Annotated in this window: 16 protein-coding genes and 1 tRNA gene; 6 read left to right on the top strand and 11 right to left on the bottom strand. The window is 60.9% G+C overall.

Annotated elements, in window-relative coordinates:
• Positions 1 to 48 precede the first annotated feature (48 nt).
• Positions 49 to 921, top strand: a complete 873-nt coding sequence (locus AC1DJO_RS01385) for a hypothetical protein (RefSeq protein ID WP_477969211.1) — start codon at positions 49 to 51, stop codon at positions 919 to 921.
• Positions 922 to 1,013: 92 nt separating this feature from the next.
• Here the strand turns inward: AC1DJO_RS01385 and metH are convergent, their stop codons facing one another.
• On the bottom strand, positions 1,014 to 4,787 hold the full coding sequence (gene metH, locus AC1DJO_RS01380) for a methionine synthase (protein ID WP_477968576.1): 3,774 nt from the start codon (positions 4,785 to 4,787) through the stop codon (positions 1,014 to 1,016).
• Positions 4,788 to 4,959: 172 nt separating this feature from the next.
• Between metH and AC1DJO_RS01375 the strand changes: the two genes are divergently transcribed.
• The gene (locus AC1DJO_RS01375; protein ID WP_477968574.1) at positions 4,960 to 6,219 is read left to right on the top strand and encodes an AGE family epimerase/isomerase; all 1,260 of its coding nucleotides are present in this window, start codon (positions 4,960 to 4,962) and stop codon (positions 6,217 to 6,219) included.
• Between the two features lie 44 nt (positions 6,220 to 6,263).
• Here the strand turns inward: AC1DJO_RS01375 and AC1DJO_RS01370 are convergent, their stop codons facing one another.
• The 4 genes from AC1DJO_RS01370 to AC1DJO_RS01355 all read right to left on the bottom strand — a co-directional run bounded on the left by AC1DJO_RS01370 (position 6,264) and on the right by AC1DJO_RS01355 (position 8,775).
• Entirely contained in the window at positions 6,264 to 6,752 is a 489-nt protein-coding gene (locus AC1DJO_RS01370) for a heme-degrading domain-containing protein (protein ID WP_477968572.1), read from the bottom strand.
• A 151-nt stretch (positions 6,753 to 6,903) separates the two neighbouring features.
• Entirely contained in the window at positions 6,904 to 7,305 is a 402-nt protein-coding gene (locus AC1DJO_RS01365) for a DUF4174 domain-containing protein (RefSeq protein WP_112515838.1), read from the bottom strand.
• Positions 7,306 to 7,404: 99 nt separating this feature from the next.
• A complete protein-coding gene (locus AC1DJO_RS01360; protein ID WP_112386932.1) occupies positions 7,405 to 7,785 on the bottom strand; it encodes a BRA0787 family protein in 381 nt (126 codons plus the stop codon).
• A gap of 243 nt (positions 7,786 to 8,028) precedes the next feature.
• Entirely contained in the window at positions 8,029 to 8,775 is a 747-nt protein-coding gene (locus AC1DJO_RS01355; protein ID WP_477968570.1) for an SIMPL domain-containing protein, read from the bottom strand.
• A 152-nt stretch (positions 8,776 to 8,927) separates the two neighbouring features.
• On the opposite strand from AC1DJO_RS01355, the gene AC1DJO_RS01350 reads away from it, so the two are divergent.
• A tRNA-Ile gene (locus AC1DJO_RS01350) sits at positions 8,928 to 9,003 on the top strand.
• Between the two features lie 317 nt (positions 9,004 to 9,320).
• On the opposite strand, the gene AC1DJO_RS01345 is transcribed toward AC1DJO_RS01350, so the two are convergent.
• The 5 genes from AC1DJO_RS01345 to AC1DJO_RS01325 all read right to left on the bottom strand — a co-directional run bounded on the left by AC1DJO_RS01345 (position 9,321) and on the right by AC1DJO_RS01325 (position 16,606).
• Entirely contained in the window at positions 9,321 to 11,045 is a 1,725-nt protein-coding gene (locus AC1DJO_RS01345; RefSeq protein ID WP_310294539.1) for a peptidoglycan D,D-transpeptidase FtsI family protein, read from the bottom strand.
• A 182-nt stretch (positions 11,046 to 11,227) separates the two neighbouring features.
• Positions 11,228 to 12,772 (bottom strand): SpoVR family protein, encoded by a 1,545-nt coding sequence (locus AC1DJO_RS01340; protein ID WP_477968567.1) that lies wholly within the window; start codon positions 12,770 to 12,772, stop codon positions 11,228 to 11,230.
• Positions 12,769 to 14,043, bottom strand: a complete 1,275-nt coding sequence (locus tag AC1DJO_RS01335) for a YeaH/YhbH family protein (protein ID WP_477940197.1) — start codon at positions 14,041 to 14,043, stop codon at positions 12,769 to 12,771. The genes AC1DJO_RS01340 and AC1DJO_RS01335 overlap by 4 nt, the downstream gene beginning before the upstream one ends.
• An 18-nt stretch (positions 14,044 to 14,061) precedes the next feature.
• Positions 14,062 to 16,005, bottom strand: a complete 1,944-nt coding sequence (locus tag AC1DJO_RS01330) for a PrkA family serine protein kinase (RefSeq protein ID WP_477940198.1) — start codon at positions 16,003 to 16,005, stop codon at positions 14,062 to 14,064.
• A gap of 349 nt (positions 16,006 to 16,354) precedes the next feature.
• Positions 16,355 to 16,606 carry a DUF982 domain-containing protein gene (locus AC1DJO_RS01325; protein WP_162702681.1) on the bottom strand — a complete coding sequence of 84 codons (252 nt, stop codon included), beginning with the start codon at positions 16,604 to 16,606 and terminating at the stop codon, positions 16,355 to 16,357.
• 195 nt (positions 16,607 to 16,801) lie between these two features.
• On the opposite strand from AC1DJO_RS01325, the gene AC1DJO_RS01320 reads away from it, so the two are divergent.
• Positions 16,802 to 16,942 (top strand): hypothetical protein, encoded by a 141-nt coding sequence (locus tag AC1DJO_RS01320; protein WP_162698677.1) that lies wholly within the window; start codon positions 16,802 to 16,804, stop codon positions 16,940 to 16,942.
• 3 nt (positions 16,943 to 16,945) lie between these two features.
• On the opposite strand, the gene AC1DJO_RS01315 is transcribed toward AC1DJO_RS01320, so the two are convergent.
• Complete coding sequence (locus tag AC1DJO_RS01315; protein WP_112386924.1) at positions 16,946 to 17,242, bottom strand: BON domain-containing protein; 297 nt, start codon at positions 17,240 to 17,242, stop codon at positions 16,946 to 16,948.
• A 125-nt stretch (positions 17,243 to 17,367) separates the two neighbouring features.
• Here AC1DJO_RS01315 and AC1DJO_RS01310 point away from each other — a divergent pair, with 125 nt between their 5' ends.
• Together AC1DJO_RS01310 and AC1DJO_RS01305 are read left to right on the top strand one after the other, a co-directional pair.
• Complete coding sequence (locus AC1DJO_RS01310; protein WP_477940200.1) at positions 17,368 to 17,955, top strand: hypothetical protein; 588 nt, start codon at positions 17,368 to 17,370, stop codon at positions 17,953 to 17,955.
• Between the two features lie 96 nt (positions 17,956 to 18,051).
• A complete protein-coding gene (locus AC1DJO_RS01305) occupies positions 18,052 to 18,198 on the top strand; it encodes a hypothetical protein (RefSeq protein WP_477940201.1) in 147 nt (48 codons plus the stop codon).
• Positions 18,199 to 18,212: the final 14 nt, after the last annotated feature.

Here is an 18,212-nt window from a genome sequence, read left to right as displayed (position 1 = left end):
TGCAGATCGCATTGAAGAGCCGCTCGCTTGGCGCTATTCCTTGAGATCATGATCACAGGACCCAGAATTTCCGTCCTCGACGCCGTTTCCGACCCAGGCAATCCGGCAAAGGCAAACGAAGACCGCTTCGGTCACAACGAAGCCTGCGCCTTCGTCATCGACGGCGCAACGGGTCTCGGCGACCGCCAATATGTCGATGCTGACGGCAGCGATGCCGCCTGGATCGCCGCGCGCTTCGCGGATGGTTTTCAGCGCGGCATTACGCGCAAGACGGCAATATCGGATATCGCCCGCGCCGTATCCAAGGACGCCCGCAAGGACTTCACCGACAGCCACCCGGGCGTCCCCCGCTATGCCTGGCCGCTCTCGGCCTTCGCCATGATACACGCAACGGGTAACGCCTTCGGCTTCTATGGTCTCGGCGACTCCTGTGTTTTTCTGCTTCAAGAGGACGGTTCGGAAAGCCTCCACACGGCGATACCGGGTGCCTATGCGCGCGAGCAGGAGCATGCGCGCAGCCACATCGCCCGCACCGGCGGCATCAACAAGGGCGGCGGCGCGCTCGGTGACACCGAGACGCTCGCCGCACTTCGGCGGCATCGCGAAAGCCAGAACACCCCGGGCGGCATCTGGACGCTCGGCCTCGTTTCCGAGGCAGCCGACCATCTTGTCCATGAGCGGCTAACGGTCAAAACCCGGGCGCACGCCGTCATCTGCAGCGACGGCCTGGCCGACCTCGTCGTCCTCTACGCGCGCTACGACGCCGCAAGTCTTGTGCGGACGGCGCTCGACAAGGGACTGCGCCCGATGATCGAAGAACTCCGCCAATTGGAACGGGAGATCGATCCCGAAGGACTGCGCTATCCCCGCTTCAAGCAGAGCGACGATACAACGGCGATATTGGCGGAGCTCAGCGCTTAAACCAAAAACAGCATCATTTCAAAACGATAAGGGCGGAAAGTGAATCACTTTCCGCCCTTCTTGATTCAAACTCTGAACTTGCGGTCCTGAGATCAGGCAGCGTCCTCGATCGCGTCGCTGACCTTGGCAGGCACATAGTTCAGCACCGGGCCGAGCCAGCGTTCGACCTCGGTGACCTCCATGCCCTTGCGGGCGGCGTAGTCTTCCACCTGGTCCCGCTCCACCTTGGCAACGCCGAAATAGTAGGAGTCGGGGTGACCGATATAGATGCCTGAGACCGAAGAGCCCGGCCACATCGCGTAGCTTTCCGTCAGCGTCACACCTGCGGTCTTCTCGGCGTCGAGCAGTTCGAACAGCGTCTTCTTCTCGGTATGATCGGGCTGTGCCGGATAGCCGGGCGCCGGGCGGATACCGGCGTACTGCTCGGTGATCAGCTCGTCGTTGGAGAGCGTCTCATCCTTGGCGTAGCCCCAGTACTCGCGGCGAACCTGCTCATGCATGCGCTCGGCAAAGGCTTCCGCGAAGCGGTCTGCCAGCGCCTTGACGAGGATCGACGAATAGTCGTCGTTCGCCCGCTCGAAACGCTCGGCAATCGCCACTTCCTCGATACCGGCGGTCACGACGAAGCCGCCGACATATTCCTCGATACCGGTTGCTTCGGGCGCGACGAAATCCGACAGCGCCACATTCGGACGGCCATCGCGCTTCGACAGCTGCTGACGCAGCGTGTAGAAGGTCGCGAGCTCGTGCTTGCGGTCCTCGCCGGTGAAGAGACGGATATCGTCGCCGACAGCGTTCGCCGGCCAGAAGCCGATCACCGCCCGCGGCCGGAACCACTTCTCGTCGATGATCTTCTTCAGCATCGCCTGCGCATCGTTCCAGAGCGCCCGCGCCGCCTCGCCCTGCTTCTCGTCTTCGAGAATGGCCGGATAGCGGCCGCGCAGTTCCCAGGTCTGGAAGAACGGCGTCCAGTCGATATAGCGGGCGATATCGGCCAGGTCGTAATCTTCGAAAACCTTGGTCCCCAGGAAGCTCGGCTTGGTCGGCTTGTAACCGGTCCAGTCGACCTTGTGAGCATTTTCACGGGCACGCGACAGCGGCAGGCGTACCTTCTCTGCTTCGCTGCGCGCATGCGCGGCTGCGACCTTGGCATATTCGGTGCGGATATCGGCGACATAGCCGTCCCGGTTGTCAGGTGACAACAGCGACGACACCACGCCGACTGCGCGGCTGGCATCCGTCACGTAGATCGCCTGGCCCTTGTTGTAGCCCGGATGGATCTTCACCGCGGTATGCACACGGCTCGTCGTCGCGCCGCCGATCAGCAGCGGGATCTCGAAGCCCTGGCGCTCCATTTCGGCCGCCACATGCACCATCTCGTCGAGTGACGGTGTGATCAGGCCGGAGAGGCCGATGACATCGACCTTCTCGGCAACCGCCGTCTCCAGGATTTTCGTTGCCGGCACCATGACGCCGAGATCGATGATCTCATAGTTGTTGCAGGCGAGCACGACGCCGACGATGTTCTTGCCGATATCGTGCACGTCGCCCTTGACGGTCGCCATCAGGATCTTGCCGGCCGACTTCTGCTCGCTGCCGCCGTTCAGCCGCTTCTCTTCTTCCATAAAGGGAAGCAGAACGGCAACGGCCTGCTTCATGACTCGGGCGGATTTCACCACCTGCGGCAGGAACATCTTGCCCGATCCGAAGAGATCGCCGACGACATTCATCCCGGCCATCAGCGGGCCCTCGATGACATGCAGCGGACGCGCAGCCTTTAGTCGCGCCTCTTCCGTATCGGCCTCGATATATTCGGTAATGCCGTTGACCAGCGAATGCTCGAGACGCTTCTCGACCGGCCATTCACGCCAGGAGAGATCCTGCACGCGGCCTTCGCGCGCCGCCCCGCCCCGGAACTTCTCGGCCACCTCAAGCAGGCGCTCGGTGCTGTCAGACCGGCGGTTCAGCACCACGTCTTCGCAGGCTTCGCGCAGCTCGGCATCGATGTTGTCATAGACGGCCAGCTGACCGGCATTGACGATGCCCATGTCCATGCCCGCCTGGATGGCGTGATAGAGGAACACGGCATGCATCGCCTCGCGCACCGGCTCGTTGCCGCGGAACGAGAAGGACAGGTTAGAGACGCCGCCCGAAATATGCACCAGCGGCATTTCCTTGCGGATCGTCCGGGTCGCCTCGATGAAATCGACGCCGTAATTGTTGTGCTCTTCGATGCCGGTCGCAACAGCGAAGATATTCGGATCGAAGATGATGTCCTCGGGCGAGAGCCCCGCCTCTTCCGTCAACAGCTTGTAGGCGCGGCGGCAGATTTCGACCTTGCGATCGTAGCTATCCGCCTGCCCGGTTTCGTCGAACGCCATGACGACGACCGCAGCACCGTAGCGATGCAGCAGCTTCGCCTGCGCCAGGAAATTCTCCTCGCCTTCCTTCAGCGAGATCGAATTGACGATCGGCTTGCCCTGAACGCATTTCAGGCCCGACTCGATGATCTGGAACTTCGAACTATCGATCATCACAGGGACGCGGGCGATATCCGGCTCGGCGGCGATCAGGTTCAGGAACTCGACCATCGCCTTCTCGGAATCGATCAGGCCTTCGTCCATGTTGATGTCGATGACCTGCGCGCCGTTCTCCACCTGGTCGCGCGCCACGTCGAGCGCTGCGGTGTAATCGGCATTGGTGATCAGCTTGCGGAACTTGGCAGAACCCGTGACGTTGGTGCGCTCGCCGACATTGACGAACGGAATGTCCTTGGTCAGCTCGAAGGGCTCAAGGCCCGACAGCGACATGAAGGGGCGATGTTCCGGGATCGGCCGCGGCTTGTACTTGGCAACCGTCTCGGCAATGACGCGGATATGTTCCGGCGTCGAGCCACAGCAGCCGCCGACGATATTGACGAGACCTTCGCGGGCAAAGCCCTCGATCTGCGCCGCCATCAGCTCGGGCGTCTCGTCATACTGGCCGAATTCGTTCGGCAGGCCGGCATTCGGATAGGCGCAGATGAAGGTATCGGCAACGCCCGACAGCTCCTGCAGATGCGGACGCATCGCGTTAGCGCCGAGCGCGCAGTTGAGGCCGATGGTGAACGGATTGGCGTGCCGCACCGAGTTCCAGAAGGCCGACGGCGTCTGGCCCGACAGCGTACGGCCGGAAAGGTCGGTGATCGTGCCGGAGATCATGACGGGCAGACGGATGCCCTTGGCCTCGAAGCGCTCTTCGCAGGCAAAGATCGCCGCCTTGGCATTCAGCGTATCGAAGATCGTCTCGATCAGAATGATGTCGGCGCCGCCATCAATCAATCCGTCGATCTGTTCGCCATAGGCGATGCGCAGATCGTCGAAGGAAACGGCGCGGTAGCCCGGATTGTTGACGTCGGGGGAAATCGAGGCCGTGCGGTTGGTCGGGCCGATAGCACCGGCCACGAAACGGCGGCGGCCGTCTTCACGCTCGGCGCGGATGGCCGCGCGACGGACGATCTCGGCACCCTCCTTGTTCAGCGCGTAGACCTCGCCTTCCATCTCGTAATCGGCCTGCGCGATGCGGGTCGAGGAGAAGGTGTTGGTTTCGAGAATATCGGCGCCGGCCTTGGCATATTTATAATGGATCTCTTCGATCGCATCCGGCTGGCTGAGGATCAGAAGGTCGTTATTGCCCTTCTGGTGGCAGGCGCAACCGATGAACCGGTCACCGCGAAACTGGTCCTCGTCATAGCCGAGCCCTTGGATCTGCGTGCCCATGGCGCCGTCGAGAACGAGGATGCGTTCGCTGGCAGCTTTCTTCAGCGCTGCGAACACTTCACTGCCGTCGCGTTTTACCCCATCGGGGCCAAAAAGATTGTCGAACACGGGCGGACTCCTTGACGTCGCTAAGAATAGGGCGATCAAATCACATAAAGATATCTTTATGTCAATATATGCAGCGCGATTCCGCCATTTGCAAGCCCCGGCGGATGACAGACTCGGCGGACCCCTATATAGGCGTTCCGCAAAGCTTTGTGCACGAATTCGGAGGAGTAGCATGGCACTCGCAACTGGCGGCACCGCCCTCGGCAATTGGACGAACCGGGCCTATCACCGGAACTGGCTTCTCGCCCAGGCAAACGGCCTTTTCGACTTCTTCCAGCACAATTCCATCAACCCGAAGGGCGGCTTCTACGATCTAGACGATGAGGGCAAGCCGCTGGATGCCGAAGGACAGGTGCGCAGCATCCACATCGCGGCCCGCTCGGTGCATTGCTTCACCCTCGGCGCGCTACTCGGCCGTCCAGGCGCATCCGATGCCGTCGACCACGGCATGGATTATCTCTGGAACCACCACCGCGACCGCAAGAACGGCGGCTATTTCTGGTCTTTGGACAACAATGGCCCTGTCGATTCCAACAAGCAGGGCTATGGCCACGCCTTCGTGCTGCTCGCCGCCTCCTCTGCCAAGACCATCGGCCATCCGCTCGCCGACGGCATGATCGCCGATATCACCGAAGTGCTGAACACCCGCTTCTGGGAAGCCAAGCACGGCGCCATCGCCGAAGAATTCACAGCCGACTGGCAGCCGCTCGATGGCGGCAACTACCGCGGCCAGAATTCCAACATGCATCTGACCGAAGCGCTGATGGCGGCTTTCGAGGCAACCGGCGACCGCGAATACCTGACCAAGGCCGAAAGCATCGCCGATCTCGTCATCCGCCGTGCTGCCGGTTCCGTCGGCTGGCGCGTTGCCGAACATTTCGGCGCCGATTGGCAGCTCGACAAGAATTACTACCACCCGAACGAGATGTTCCGCCCTGCCGGCACCACGCCCGGCCATTCGCTGGAATGGTGCCGCCTCATCCTGCAGCTCTGGGTGCTCGGCGGCAAGAAGCAGGACTGGATGCCGGAAGCCGCACGCGGCCTGTTCTCACAGTCGATCGCACTCGGCTGGGACAACGACAAGGGCGGCTTCTTCTATACGCTCGACTGGGACGACAAGCCCGCCAAGCGCAATAAGCTCTGGTGGCCGGTCTGCGAAGCGGCCGCTGCGGCGCACTTCCTCAACGAACATCAGCCGAGCGATTTCCACGAGGAAAGCTACCGCAAGGTTTGGAACCTCATCGAGCGCCGCTTCATCGACCACAAGAACGGCGGCTGGCACGAGGAACTGACGGAAGACCTCGTGCCCTCGCACAGCCTCTTCCCCGGCAAGGGCGACATCTACCACGCCCTGCAGGCCTGCCTGATCCCGCTCTTCCCGGCCACCGGCAGCATCACCAAGGGCATCATCGAGGCCGGCGGCAAGATCTGAACGACATCTGCCATTCCCGCTCCGGCGGGAATGGCTTTCCGGCTTTAGGCAAGCCGCAGCGAATCCAGGTCCTTGGCGAGCATCAGCGCCAGCGCCTCGACCGCGAGATTGTGGTCGTCGCGCTGAGGCAGGCCCGAAACCGTCACCGCGCCGATGCAGCCGGTGCCCTTCACATTGATCGGGAAACTGCCGCCATGGGCGGCGTAATCGGCGCTCGAAAGCCCGTTGGTCTCGATCGTCTTGCCGTCCGATTTCAGCTTCAGGCCAGAGGCATAACTGCTCTTCGAATAGCGGAAGACCATATTGCGTTTGCCCCTCACCCACTGGACGTTGTCAGGAGTGACGCCCGGCAGCGCCGCATAGAACACCGGCATGGAATGCAGCGACACATCGATCGCCACGCCGAGGCCGCGCTCTGTCGCCAGCTCCTGCAGGAGCTTGCCGAGCTGCCAGGCGGTCGTCAGGTCGAAACTGTCGAAGGCCAACACCTTTTCCTGCTCGGCAATGCGAACCAGATCGTCCTCGATGGTCATGACAAGCAATCCTCTTCCGATACAAACAATCGGAAGAGAACATCCGCAGGCTGCGGAAAAAGTAAAGCGAAATCGTAGTGATAGCTGTTGGTGCGGCATCGGCGATAGTGGCTGGCGCGGCATCACGCCGGTGCCGCGTACGAGCTCCTCGTCAATGCGGCATCGTTGCAAGCGCCCCGATGATCTCTTCCGGCCGCATCGGCTCGCTGGCGCGCAGCTTAACCTTGCCGTCGCGGTCGATCAGGATCAGCCCGAACTCGCCCGGCTGCGGACCATCGAGATCCTCGCGCAGTTCGTCGGCATCGAGATCATGCGGATCATCGAACAGCGGAAACACCCCGCCACCGGCGACATTGAAAACCTCGATGTCCTCCTCGATGAAGCGCATATGCGCTTTGCGCAGCAGGTCGTCCTGCCTGCTGGCGCGGTCGTCCTCGGCATCGGCAAACACCAGGAGAACGCGTTTCTTGCCGGCGAACTGCCTGAGGCATCGCGGCGCCGGCAGTTTATGCGGCGCCGTTCCCATGATTTCCCGTACGAATGATTTCAGCATGATGCCCGTCCTTCCTATCACCATCAACGGCTGGAAGCGTGAGCGGTTCCCGTTTCAGGGATGGGATCGCCGCGTGGCAGCGATCCCGAGCCTTAAAGGCTATTCGCAGGATTCGCGCGCTGCGCGTCCCTCGATGGCGACGACATCGGTCACGCCATTGGCGAGAAGCCGTTTGCGGACGAGAACGCGCATGACGCGCGCCGCCGTCGAAAACGTCATCTGGTCGAGCGGCCCCTCGCCTTCCCAAGGCTTGGTGAGCCGTTCGGTGACGGCGCCGACGATATTCCGCGGCACGATGTCATCGCATTCGCGCATGGCTTCGAACACCATGCTGATCGGCAGGACCTTCCCTTCGAAGGTCACGATCGGTTCCGTGAGTTCCGTATCCCATTCTTCGAAGGCATAGAGCGCCTCGCGAAAGAGTTCCTGAAGGGTGAACGGGGCGTGTCCGTTGTGAAGTGGCGGCAAGGCATTCGTCATGTCTGTCTCCTCTTGGCAGGGATGAAGCCATTTCCTCCTCATCGGCCGGGTACAATGCGGAGAACAGAACTCGGGTTCCCTCGCGCGGCCGAATAACACGATCGATTTTATAGTGTAACAGTCGCGTGATAAAGCGATTTATGCCCGGGGCTCTCTGCAAGCGCCTGCCGGAAACAGACAAGCCGTTGATATCGCTCAGGATACCAACGGCCATTTTTTGACACCGGAAAGCGATGTTAGCGCTTACTGCTCAAGCGCGAAGGTGACGTTGACGGTTACATTATAGGTATTTTCGCCGCCCTGAACCGGCACGGAGGAATCGGCTGCCTCCTTCATCATCGCGGCGCGATAGACCGGCTGCGGCATCGGACGGCCGCTGTTTTCGCTGATTTCGATGATCCGGCCGAGCTTGACACCGGCCGCCTGCGTCAGCGTCTTCGCCTTCTTCAGCGCGGAGGCGACCGCATCCTTGCGCGCCTCGTCGATCACGCCCTCGGGCTTGTCATTAGTGAAGGCAATATCTCCGCCCTGATTGATGCCGAGCGTCACCGACTGGTCGATGATGGCGCCGAGCTTCGAGAGATCGCGCACCCGCACCGTGATGCCGTTCGACACCTGGTAGCCGATCAGCTCCGGCTGCTTCGGCTGGCCGTCGCTGCTCTGCGGATAGTTATATTGCGGCTGCACCGAAAAACCCGATGTCTGCAGGTCCTTCTCGGCGATCCCGCCCTTCTTCAAGGCGGCAAGCACGTCGGCCATCGCCTTGTTGTTGTCGTCGAGCGCCTCACGCGCCGTCTTCGCCTGCTTGACAACAGAGAGATTGATCACCGCCATATCGGGCGCCACCGAAGACTGCCCGTCCCCCGACACGGTGATGACAGCCTCGCGCGGCTTTGAATCATCGGCCAGAGCCGCCGCCGTCACCGGCAAAACGGCCGCTGCCGTCATCAAAAGGCCAAGCACAAGCTTTGTGGAATTCCGCAGCGCCATGATTCACTCCTTGGTTGTCGCTACCCCTTTCCCTTCTTTGGCGTTTGATTGTGAAGCTATTGCGGCAACGTCTTGTCGCTGCATCCGAATTACGCTAGAGCGAAACCGCTGCGGGGAACCATTGCCCCAAAGCAGCGCAGACACCTGCGCCAGGGCCTGTAGCTCAATGGTTAGAGCCGGCGGCTCATAACCGCTTGGTTGGGGGTTCGAGTCCCTCCGGGCCCACCATGTTTTCTCTTTTCCGTTGTCCCGAGAAGAAGCTCGATGGCAAGGCCGTCACCACGGACGGCCAGAGAAGCCTTCGACGAGTTTCTCGCGACGATTGCCCGGGATGCCATTGTCTCGTTCGTCGAGGATGACGACGTCTCGGTGCATTGAAACCCGCTGCACTTTTCTTCGGCAGGCGCCCACTCCCGCCTTGCGCCGCAGGCAGGATGCTATAAATCCTGCCTGAGAACGCGACTGCCATTAACTTTAGAATGGGGTCGGGCGGCCGATTGACGTCACGCTGCTGCCACGAGATCACGTGGCCGTTCTTCAGCCCCTCAATAGCCCGCCAGCAAATTCTGCCCGAAATCCGGCTCGACGCCGAGCAACGGTGCCGTCCGCGCGATGATGTCATGCACCATCGGGGCGGCCGTTTCAGCGGCGAGGTTCAGGTTGTGCACCCCCGTCAGCGGCTGGTCGATGAAGGACAGCACGACATATTTCGGGTTGCTCATCGGGAAGGCGGCGAGGAACGAGTTGAAGCTCAGCTTGTGGGAATAGACGCCGTTGATGACCTTGTTGGCCGTCCCCGTCTTGCCACCCACATGAAAGCCCGGGACATCGGCAGCCCTGCCGGTGCCCTGCTCGCCGTTCAGGCGAAACAGGTAGCGGATCGTGTCACTGGTGCTCTTCTTGACCACCTGCGTTTCCGTCTTTTCCGCTTCTTCCTGCGTGCGCGGGAAGAAGGTCGGCTCGATCAGCTTGCCGTCGTCGATCAGCGCTGCACCCGCGACCGCCGTCTGCATCGGCGTCGTCGCAACCCCATGGCCGAAAGCGATGGTGATCGAATTGATCTTCTTCCAGACCTTCGGCTGGCTCGGCGCCTTCACTTCGGGCAGTTCGGTTTGCATCCGTGACAGGAGGCCGAAGCGTGTCAGGTAGTCTTTCTGGATATCCATGCCGACCTTGTCCATCATCCGGGCGGTGCCGATGTTGGACGAGTAGCGGAAGATTTCGGGGATCGACAGCACGCGGCGCGGCACGTCGCGGTCGTCATGGATGGTGAAGCCGCCATAATGCAGTGGCGCGCTGGCATCGAAGCTGTCGCTGAGCTTCACCGTCCCGGTATCGATCGCCATTGCGATCGAGAAGGTCTTGAACACCGAGCCCATTTCGTCGGTGCCGTTGCTCATCCGGTTCAGCCAGCCCTCGCCGCCGGTCGCCTTCGGATCGTTCGGATCGAAATCCGGCGCCGAGGCCATGGCGATCACCTCGCCCGTATGGATATCGAGAATGACGGCGCCCGCCGCCTTGCTCTGATAGGTGGTCAGCGCGTCGGAAACGACGTCATGAACGATGTTCTGGGCGCGGATATCGATCGACAGCTTCACCGGTTCCAGGCTGTTATCGCTGGCAAGCCCGGTGGAGGCGAGGTCGGACATTCCCTGGTTATCGAGATACTTTTCCATCCCGGCAACGCCGTGGTTGTCGATATCGACATAGCCCAGAATATGCGCCGCCGTGCGGCCCGCCGGATAGAAGCGCTTCACCTCGGGCCGGAAGCCGATCGCCGGCAGGCCGAGCGCCAGCACCTCGCTCTGCTGCTTCGGCGTCAGCTGGCGGCGCAGCCAGGTGAAATGCGATTTGCGGTCGGAGAGCCGCTGATAGAGCGACTTGCGGTCGAGATCCGGGAAAACCTGCGTCAGCTTCTCCACCGCCTCGTCGGCATCGACGACATGGATCGGCTCGGCAAACATCGAGACTGTGCGCACATCAGTCGCAAGCACCTGCCCGTTGCGGTCGACGATATCGGGGCGCGAGGCAACGATGGCGTTCGGCGGAATGCTCGACGTCTCGTCGTCGGTCAGCATCGCGTAATAGACGAGCTTTCCCGACATGGTCGAAAAGACGAGCAGCAGCGCACCCGCGAGCGTGAAGATACGCGATCGCGTCTGCTTGTCCCGGCGATGGCTGGCCCCGCGGCTGTTGGCGCGGGATCCGGAGCCGAACGTCAGTCTGACGACCCGGCCACTTCTGGAGGTAACGGCATGAATAATAGACATGGGCTATGCACATTGCGGAGGATGAAGCCGGCGCGCCTCTTTCCGCACATGAGACCAGCTAGCGCCGGTAAGGCTAACAGACCCTTAATCCAGACTATGGATTGTCGTATTTCGGCCGCGGACTGCCGCCGCAGGCGGCAAGCGCGTGGGCAAGATCACGAGAACGTGATCGCCCCGAGGACTCAGAACAGCTTGCCGCGCGGGCTTGCATGGTGCTCGGCGATGACAGCATCGCTGCCGTCGATCTCCTGCAACAGAACGTCGTAGCCCCAAAGATCGGCGAGGTGCTGGAGGACGAGCTTGGTGTCGTTTTCCTGCAGCATCCAGTCGTTGGTGACCTTGTGCTGGACCAGCAGGCGCCGGTCGCCGGCCAGATCGACGTCGACGATCTCGATACCCGGATCCGTCCAACCGATATCATATTCGCGGGAGAGCTGGCGGCGGATGCGGCGGTAACCGCGTTCATCGTGGATCGCCGAGACCAGTATCCCCTCCTCCTGCTCCGGATCGTCATAGAGGTGGAAAAGCCTGAGCTGGCGGATCAGATTGGGGCTGAGGAACTGGCTGACGAAGCTCTCGTCGCGGTAATCGGCCCAGATGCCGCGCAGCACGCCCATGACGTCGCCGCGCCCGGCAATATCGGGGAACCAGGCGCGATCCTCCTCTGTCGGATTGGTGACCATCCGCTCGATGTCCTGCATCATCGCAAAGCCGAGCGCATAGGGATTGAAGCCCGAGAAGCGGCGATCGTCATAGGTCGGCTGGAACACCACGTTGGCGTGGGATTTCAGGAATTCGAGATAGTTTCCGTCCGACAGCTGCCCCTTCTCGTGCAGCCGGTTCATGATCCGGTAGTGTACATAGGTCGCCGTGCCCTCGTTCATCACCTTGGTCTGGCGCTGCGGATGGAAATATTGCGCCACGTGGCGGACGATGCGCAGAATCTCGCGCTGCCAGGGTTTCAGCCGCGGAGCGGATTTTTCGAGGAAATAAAGGAGATTGTCCTGCGGCAGGCCAAGGGCTGCCCGCCGGCGCTCCAAATCGACATTGGCGGCCGTTGCGGTCTTGCCCGCCGGTACCGTGCGCCAGAGATCGTTGAAGATCTGCTCTTCGTGACGCCGGCGCTCTTCCTCGCGCTTCTGCTCCTCGCGCAGGTTGAGCTTCACCTTGCCGGCATGCCGGTGCACGCCATGCGACATCAGCGCATGCGCCGCATCGAGCGTCCGCTCGACGGCGATCTCGCCGTAGCGTTCCTCGCAGCGGGCGATATAGCCCTTGGCGAAGTCGAGATAGTCGAGAATGCCCTCGGCATCGGTCCAGAGCTTGAAGAGATAGTTGTTCTTGAAGAAGTGGTTATGGCCGAAGGCGGCATGGGCGATGACCAGCGTCTGCATCGTCGCCGTGTTCTCCTCCATCAGGTAGGAGATGCAGGGAGACGAATTGATGACGATCTCATAGGCGAGATCCCGCATGCCGCGCCGGTAGAAAGCCTCGTGATGGGCAAAATGCTTGCCGAACGACCAGTGGCGGTAGAAGAGCGGCATGCCGGTCGAGGAATAGGCGTCCAGCATCTGTTCCGAGGTGATCACCTCGATTTGGTTGGGATAGACGTCGAGGCCGAGCTCCTTGAGCGCGATCTCCTCGCAGGCATCATGAATGCGTTGCAGCGTCGGGAAGTCCCAGTCCGATCCGTCGAAAAGCAGCCTTTCCTTCACCGCAGCCGTCATGGCGCCACCCTTTCGCCCTCGCGTTTCTGGAAGAGATCGTGGAAGACGGGGAAGATCTCGTTCTTCCGGCAGACCTTGCGCATCGACAGCGGCAGCGCCTCGGCGCGGATGCTGTCGTAAAGCTGCCAGAGGGGCGAGCGCGACACGGAGGAGTCGCCGCTTTCCTCATCGACCTCGATATAGGCGAAGTACTGGCAGAGCGGCAGAATTTCGTGGCGCAGCAGCTGGCCGGTCGTCGAGCCGTCCGAATAGGAATTGTCGCCGTCGGACGCCTGGGCGGCATAGATGTTCCATTCGGCCGGATCGAAGCGGGCGGCAATGATCTGGCGCATGCAGGCCAGCGCGCTCGAAACCAGCGTGCCGCCGGTCGCCGGACCGTAGAAGAACGTCTGTTCGTCCACCTCTTCGGCACGATCCGTGTGGCGGATGAAGACGATCTCCACCTTCTTGTAGCGCTGCGACAGGAACAGATAGAGCAGCAGATAGAAGCGCTTGGCGAGATCCTTCATATGCTCCGACATCGAACCTGACACATCCATCAGGCAGAACATCACGGCTTTCGCGACCGGCTTCGGCTCGTCCTCGAAGCGGCGGTAGCGCACGTCGAGCGGATCGATATAGGGAATACGCTTACTCTTTTCGGTGAGCGACTTCAGCTCGGCCGTCAGCGCGATCTTCTTCTCCTCGTCGTCGGTCTCCTCGATCTCCCGCTTCAGCGCCTCGATCTCGTCGGTGCGCGGACGCTTGAGCGCGATGCGCCGCATCATGGCAAGCCGCGTGGTGCGCCCGACAGCGATGTTTGATGGAGAGCCCGAGACGGAGAACCCCGCCCGCGCCGGGCTGTATTCCTCGGTCTCGCTGAGACGGCGCTTGGCGAGATCCGGAAGCTCGAGATCATCGAGGAAGACGTCGAGGAACTCCTCGCGGGTCAGCACGAAACGGAAACTGTCTTCCGCTTCGCCATCGCCCGCTTCCTTCGGCTTTCCGCCGCCGCGGCCGGGCGGCCGCGGGATGATGTCGCCTTCGACGAAGGCTCTGTTGCCGGGCAGCACCTGATCGCTGATGCCGCCCTCGCCGCGCCGGAAGCTCGGCTCGGTCATCCCGTCGATGGGCAGGCTGATCTCGCCGCCATCGAGCACATCACGGATGCTCCGGTTCTGCAGCGAGCGTTTTACCGCTTGCTGCACGGCGCTCTTGGCACGCCGCAGGAACCGTTGACGATTTTCCAGACTTTTACCGCGCGGATTCAGCCGGCGGTCGACGATGTGCATGTTGGCTCCAGTTTTACATTAACCCGCCTGTTTGACGCGCATGTACCACTCCACCAGGCGGCGCACCTGCCGCTCGGTATATCCGCGCTCCGTCATCCGGGACACGAATTCGCTATGCTTCTTCTCGCTATCGCTATCCTTCTTCGAGCCGAAGGAGATGACCGGCAGCAGATCCTCGACTTGCGAGAACATGCGTTTCTCGATCACTTCCCGGATTTTCTCATAGCTCGTCCAGGATGGGTTCTTGCCTGTGTTGTTCGCCCGCGACCGCAAGCAGAACTTGACGATCTCGTTGCGGAAGTCCTTCGGATTGGCGATGCCGGCAGGCTTTTCGATCTTTGTCAGCTCCTGGTTCAGGAGCTCGCGGTCGAGCAGCTGGCCGGTGTCGGGATCCTTGAAATCGACATCCTCTATCCAGGCATCGGCATAATCGACGTATCGGTCGAAAAGGTTCTGTCCGTAGTCGGAATAGGATTCTAGATAGGCTTTCTGGATCTCGTTGCCGATGAACTCCGCATAGCGCGGCGCAAGATCGGCCTTGATGAACTCCATATAGCGTTTCTCGGTATCGTCAGCGAACTGCTCCCTGCGGATCGCCTGTTCCAGCACATACATCAGATGCACGGGATCGGCGCCGACCTCGCTCGTATGATGGTTGAAGGTCGAGGCGAGGATCTTGAAGGCGAAGCGGGTCGAGACCCCATCCATGCCCTCATCGACACCGGCCGCATCCTTGTATTCCTGGACGCTTCTGGCCCGCGGATCGGTCTCCTTCAGGCTCTCGCCGTCATAGGCCCGCATCTTCGAGAAGTAGGTCGAGTTTTCATGCTTGCGCAGCCGCGACAGGACCGAGAAGCGGGCCAGCATTTCGAGCGTGCCGGGTGCGCAGGGCGCATCAGCCAATTCGGATCCCTCGATGAGCTTGTCGTAGATCTTCTCTTCTTCGGTCACCCGCAAACAATAGGGAACCTTGATGACGCAAATGCGGTCGATGAAGGCCTCATTGTTCTTGTTCGCCTTGAAGGTCTGCCATTCCGCTTCGTTGGAATGGGCAAGAATGACGCCGGAGAACGGAACCGCGCCGATATTCTCGGTGCCGATATAGTTGCCCTCCTGAGTCGCCGTCAGCAGCGGATGCAGCATCTTGATCGGCGCCTTGAACATCTCGACGAATTCGAGAATGCCCTGGTTGGCCCGGTTGAGGCCGCCGGAATAGGCGTAGGCATCGGGGTCGTTCTGCGAATAGTGCTCGAGCTTGCGGATATCGACCTTGCCGACCAGCGAGGAGATGTCCTGGTTGTTCTCGTCGCCCGGCTCCGTCTTGGCGATGCCGATCTGGCGAAGCCGCGACGGCTGCATCCGGACCACCCGGAACTTGGAGATATCGCCGCCGAATTCATCGAGGCGCTTCAGGCACCACGGGCTCATCAGCCCGGTCAGCCGCCGCGTCGGGATGTTGTACTGCTCCAGCAGCATCGGCCCCATGATCGCGGGATCGAAGAGGTTGAGCGGGCTTTCGAAGACCGGGCTGACATCGTCGCCGGCTTTCAGCACATAGATCGGATGCACTTCCATCAGCTGCTTCAGCCGCTCTGCGAGCGACGACTTGCCGCCGCCGACCGGGCCGAGCAGATAGAGGATCTGCTTGCGTTCTTCGAGACCTTGGGCGGCATGTCGGAAGAAGGACACGATCCGCTCGATCGTCTCTTCCATGCCGTAGAAACCAGTGAAGGCAGGATAGGTTCGGATGGTGCGGTTCATGAAGATCCGCCCGAGGCGGGCATCCTTCGAACTGTCGACCATCTCAGGTTCGCCGATCGCCGCGAGCAGCCGCTCGGTGGCGTTGGCATAGGCCATCGGATCTTTCTTGCAGAGGGTCAGATAGTCGGCGATCGACATATCCGTTTCGCGTCGCGCTTCGTAACTCCTCGCAAACGCATCGAACAACGATTCATTCAGCATGGGGCCTCCATTGCGGGTTGTGCCACAGCCTCCGGAGTGCCCGATCACGTCACACGTGATCTTGCATCCCATTGGGAATCAATATGTTTCGTGAATTGATAGGACACCTGACGGTCAACCATTTCAATGCACGTTTACGTGCATTCACCGAAGTCGAGGGTCGTACCAAACTATCTGCTATATTAGCGAATTACGCCGTCGAGCGGTATCGGAAAATTTGGGGACATGACATATCCGTCAAAAAGGTGTGTTATTTCGCCACTGATTCTTTTGGCGTATTACCGACTCTGCCGCGCAGGTTTTTCGCAATGCACTCGGTTATTTTTGCGCCGCACAATCACCGGAAGGCTTAGGCCGCTACGTTTATGTGGATATGTGCCTCGTTTGCCGCATCGATGAATGCGCGCCGCGCGGTGGCGGGCTGCTTCTTTCCACGAATCGACAGCAGGCACATTCTGATTGCCCGGTCATAGGCCTCGCCGTGATCGACTGGCCACTCCTCCATCAGATAGGCCGCCGCGTCATAGGTATTCTCGACCGTGCGAAGGCCGAGATGCGGAAGGCGAAGAGCGACCGGATTTTCCCAATAGTTCTTGTCCATCGTGAACACCTCCTGCATGGTTAACGGCGCAGGCGCGCATTTGGTTTTCACCGGCTGGCATGTGTGGTTTACGCTTCGTTTGCCGATCGCCTCTATGGTGTCGCGCCATGGCACACCGGAAAATCGCCGGAGGTTCGCGCTGAGCGGGAACTTTACGCTTCCGCATGTGTTTTTGCTTGAACGGGGAATAGTCAGATGTTGCTAAAGTCGCCGGTGTTCCGCATATCCGTTTTGGCCATCATCATGGCGGGGCTGGTCGTACTCAACCCCTTCGGGCGCAACCTCGGCGACCCGGTGACCACGGGAAGCATTCCCGCGGCGTCCCCGGTGCATTGAACCTCAGAGCGTTCTGACGAGGTTGCAGACATGCGCGCCGACGATCGATCGGGCGATTTCGCCGGCTTTTTCGATCACCGACGTGCTTGGTGCCGTCCCTTCGAGAAAAATCGTGCCGGCCTCTTCAACGACTTCGATATGGGCATCTTCCATACCAACGCCATAAGCGATTGCAGAAGAGACACTCTCGGCCGCTCCGGCGAGCGTGGCGCCGACAAGCCGGCTTGATTGAATGAATGAGCTGAACATCGTCGTGTTCCTCCTGTGATGGTGAAACGCACAACGGCGCATTCCGTTCATCTAGCATTCATCTTTGTGCAGAAGATGGCAGCCGGGAACAAAGCCGAACCCGCACCGTTAGCCGGAAAGGAACACCCGGATGCCACGCATGGCGCGCGGGACCGGGTAACCGGAGGAAAACGGCAATGGCAAATCTCTACAATGACAATGCCCCGGCTGGCACGCTGGGTTCCGCCTATAACACGCTGACGGCCTTTTTCGACAGCCGTGCCGATGCAGACCGCGCCGTCGCGCGGCTGAAGGATGCAGGCGTCGCCGATGAAAGCATCCGCTTTATGCCTGGCTACGAAGCGGACCCGGAAGCCGCCGCCAGAGCCGGCGAACGCTCGGGCTTCTGGGCAGCGCTCGAAGACTGGTTCTTCCCGGTTGACGATCGCGAAACCTATGCCGAGGGCCTGCGTCGCGGCGGCTTCCTGATCTCGGTCAGTGTCGGCGATGCGCTTTATGACACCGCCCACGACATTCTCGATGACGAAGGCAGCATCGACATGGACGAACGTGCAGACATGTGGCGCAGCGACGGTTGGGAGGCCCGCAACAGCGGCTTTGCCGGCAGCGCCAATAGCGGCCGCGCTGCCGACGATCTTTCCACGTCAGAGCAGGCCATGCCGGAGGAAAGCCCGGTCGGCAGCCGCGATCCCGATCACAGCTCGCCGCGGGTGCGCGCCTATCATTTCGACCAGATGGCGCCAGGCTATCGCCGCGACCACTGACCTGAAGACAAGGGAGGCCGCCGAATGCCGGCCTCCCCTGCTTGGCAGTAAAACGAGACGCGCTATTTCACCCGCATTGGAAACCGGGAGTTCGGCATGAGCGACAAGAAGAAATCCGGCAAAGAGCAGAAGACCGACAAGGAACAGGACGACTATCTGGAAGAAGCCCTGGAAGAAACCTTCCCGGCCAGCGATCCGATAGCACCCGGCCATACCGGCAAGAAGCCGTCGGACAAGAAATAGCCTGCTACGTGGCG

Source organism: Rhizobium sp. 05N430 (assembly GCF_056396985.1).
Note: the sequence above shows the minus strand (reverse complement) of the source record. Positions and strands in the feature narration are given on the sequence as shown.

Bases quoted from the DNA above. Each gene is read 5' to 3' on its own strand.
- AC1DJO_RS01320 (WP_162698677.1), top strand. From the start codon at position 16,802: ATGTTGCTAAAGTCGCCGGTGTTCCGCATATCCGTTTTGGCCATCATC.
- AC1DJO_RS01370 (WP_477968572.1), bottom strand. From the start codon at position 6,752: ATGACCATCGAGGACGATCTGGTTCGCATTGCCGAGCAGGAAAAGGTG.
- AC1DJO_RS01355 (WP_477968570.1), bottom strand. From the start codon at position 8,775: ATGGCGCTGCGGAATTCCACAAAGCTTGTGCTTGGCCTTTTGATGACG.
- AC1DJO_RS01325 (WP_162702681.1), bottom strand. From the start codon at position 16,606: ATGGACAAGAACTATTGGGAAAATCCGGTCGCTCTTCGCCTTCCGCAT.
- AC1DJO_RS01335 (WP_477940197.1), bottom strand. From the start codon at position 14,043: ATGCACATCGTCGACCGCCGGCTGAATCCGCGCGGTAAAAGTCTGGAA.
- AC1DJO_RS01360 (WP_112386932.1), bottom strand. From the start codon at position 7,785: ATGACGAATGCCTTGCCGCCACTTCACAACGGACACGCCCCGTTCACC.
- AC1DJO_RS01330 (WP_477940198.1), bottom strand. From the start codon at position 16,005: ATGCTGAATGAATCGTTGTTCGATGCGTTTGCGAGGAGTTACGAAGCG.
- AC1DJO_RS01315 (WP_112386924.1), bottom strand. From the start codon at position 17,242: ATGAACGGAATGCGCCGTTGTGCGTTTCACCATCACAGGAGGAACACG.
- AC1DJO_RS01345 (WP_310294539.1), bottom strand. From the start codon at position 11,045: ATGTCTATTATTCATGCCGTTACCTCCAGAAGTGGCCGGGTCGTCAGA.
- AC1DJO_RS01375 (WP_477968574.1), top strand. From the start codon at position 4,960: ATGGCACTCGCAACTGGCGGCACCGCCCTCGGCAATTGGACGAACCGG.
- AC1DJO_RS01340 (WP_477968567.1), bottom strand. From the start codon at position 12,772: ATGACGGCTGCGGTGAAGGAAAGGCTGCTTTTCGACGGATCGGACTGG.
- AC1DJO_RS01365 (WP_112515838.1), bottom strand. From the start codon at position 7,305: ATGCTGAAATCATTCGTACGGGAAATCATGGGAACGGCGCCGCATAAA.
- AC1DJO_RS01310 (WP_477940200.1), top strand. From the start codon at position 17,368: ATGGCAAATCTCTACAATGACAATGCCCCGGCTGGCACGCTGGGTTCC.
- AC1DJO_RS01385 (WP_477969211.1), top strand. From the start codon at position 49: ATGATCACAGGACCCAGAATTTCCGTCCTCGACGCCGTTTCCGACCCA.
- AC1DJO_RS01305 (WP_477940201.1), top strand. From the start codon at position 18,052: ATGAGCGACAAGAAGAAATCCGGCAAAGAGCAGAAGACCGACAAGGAA.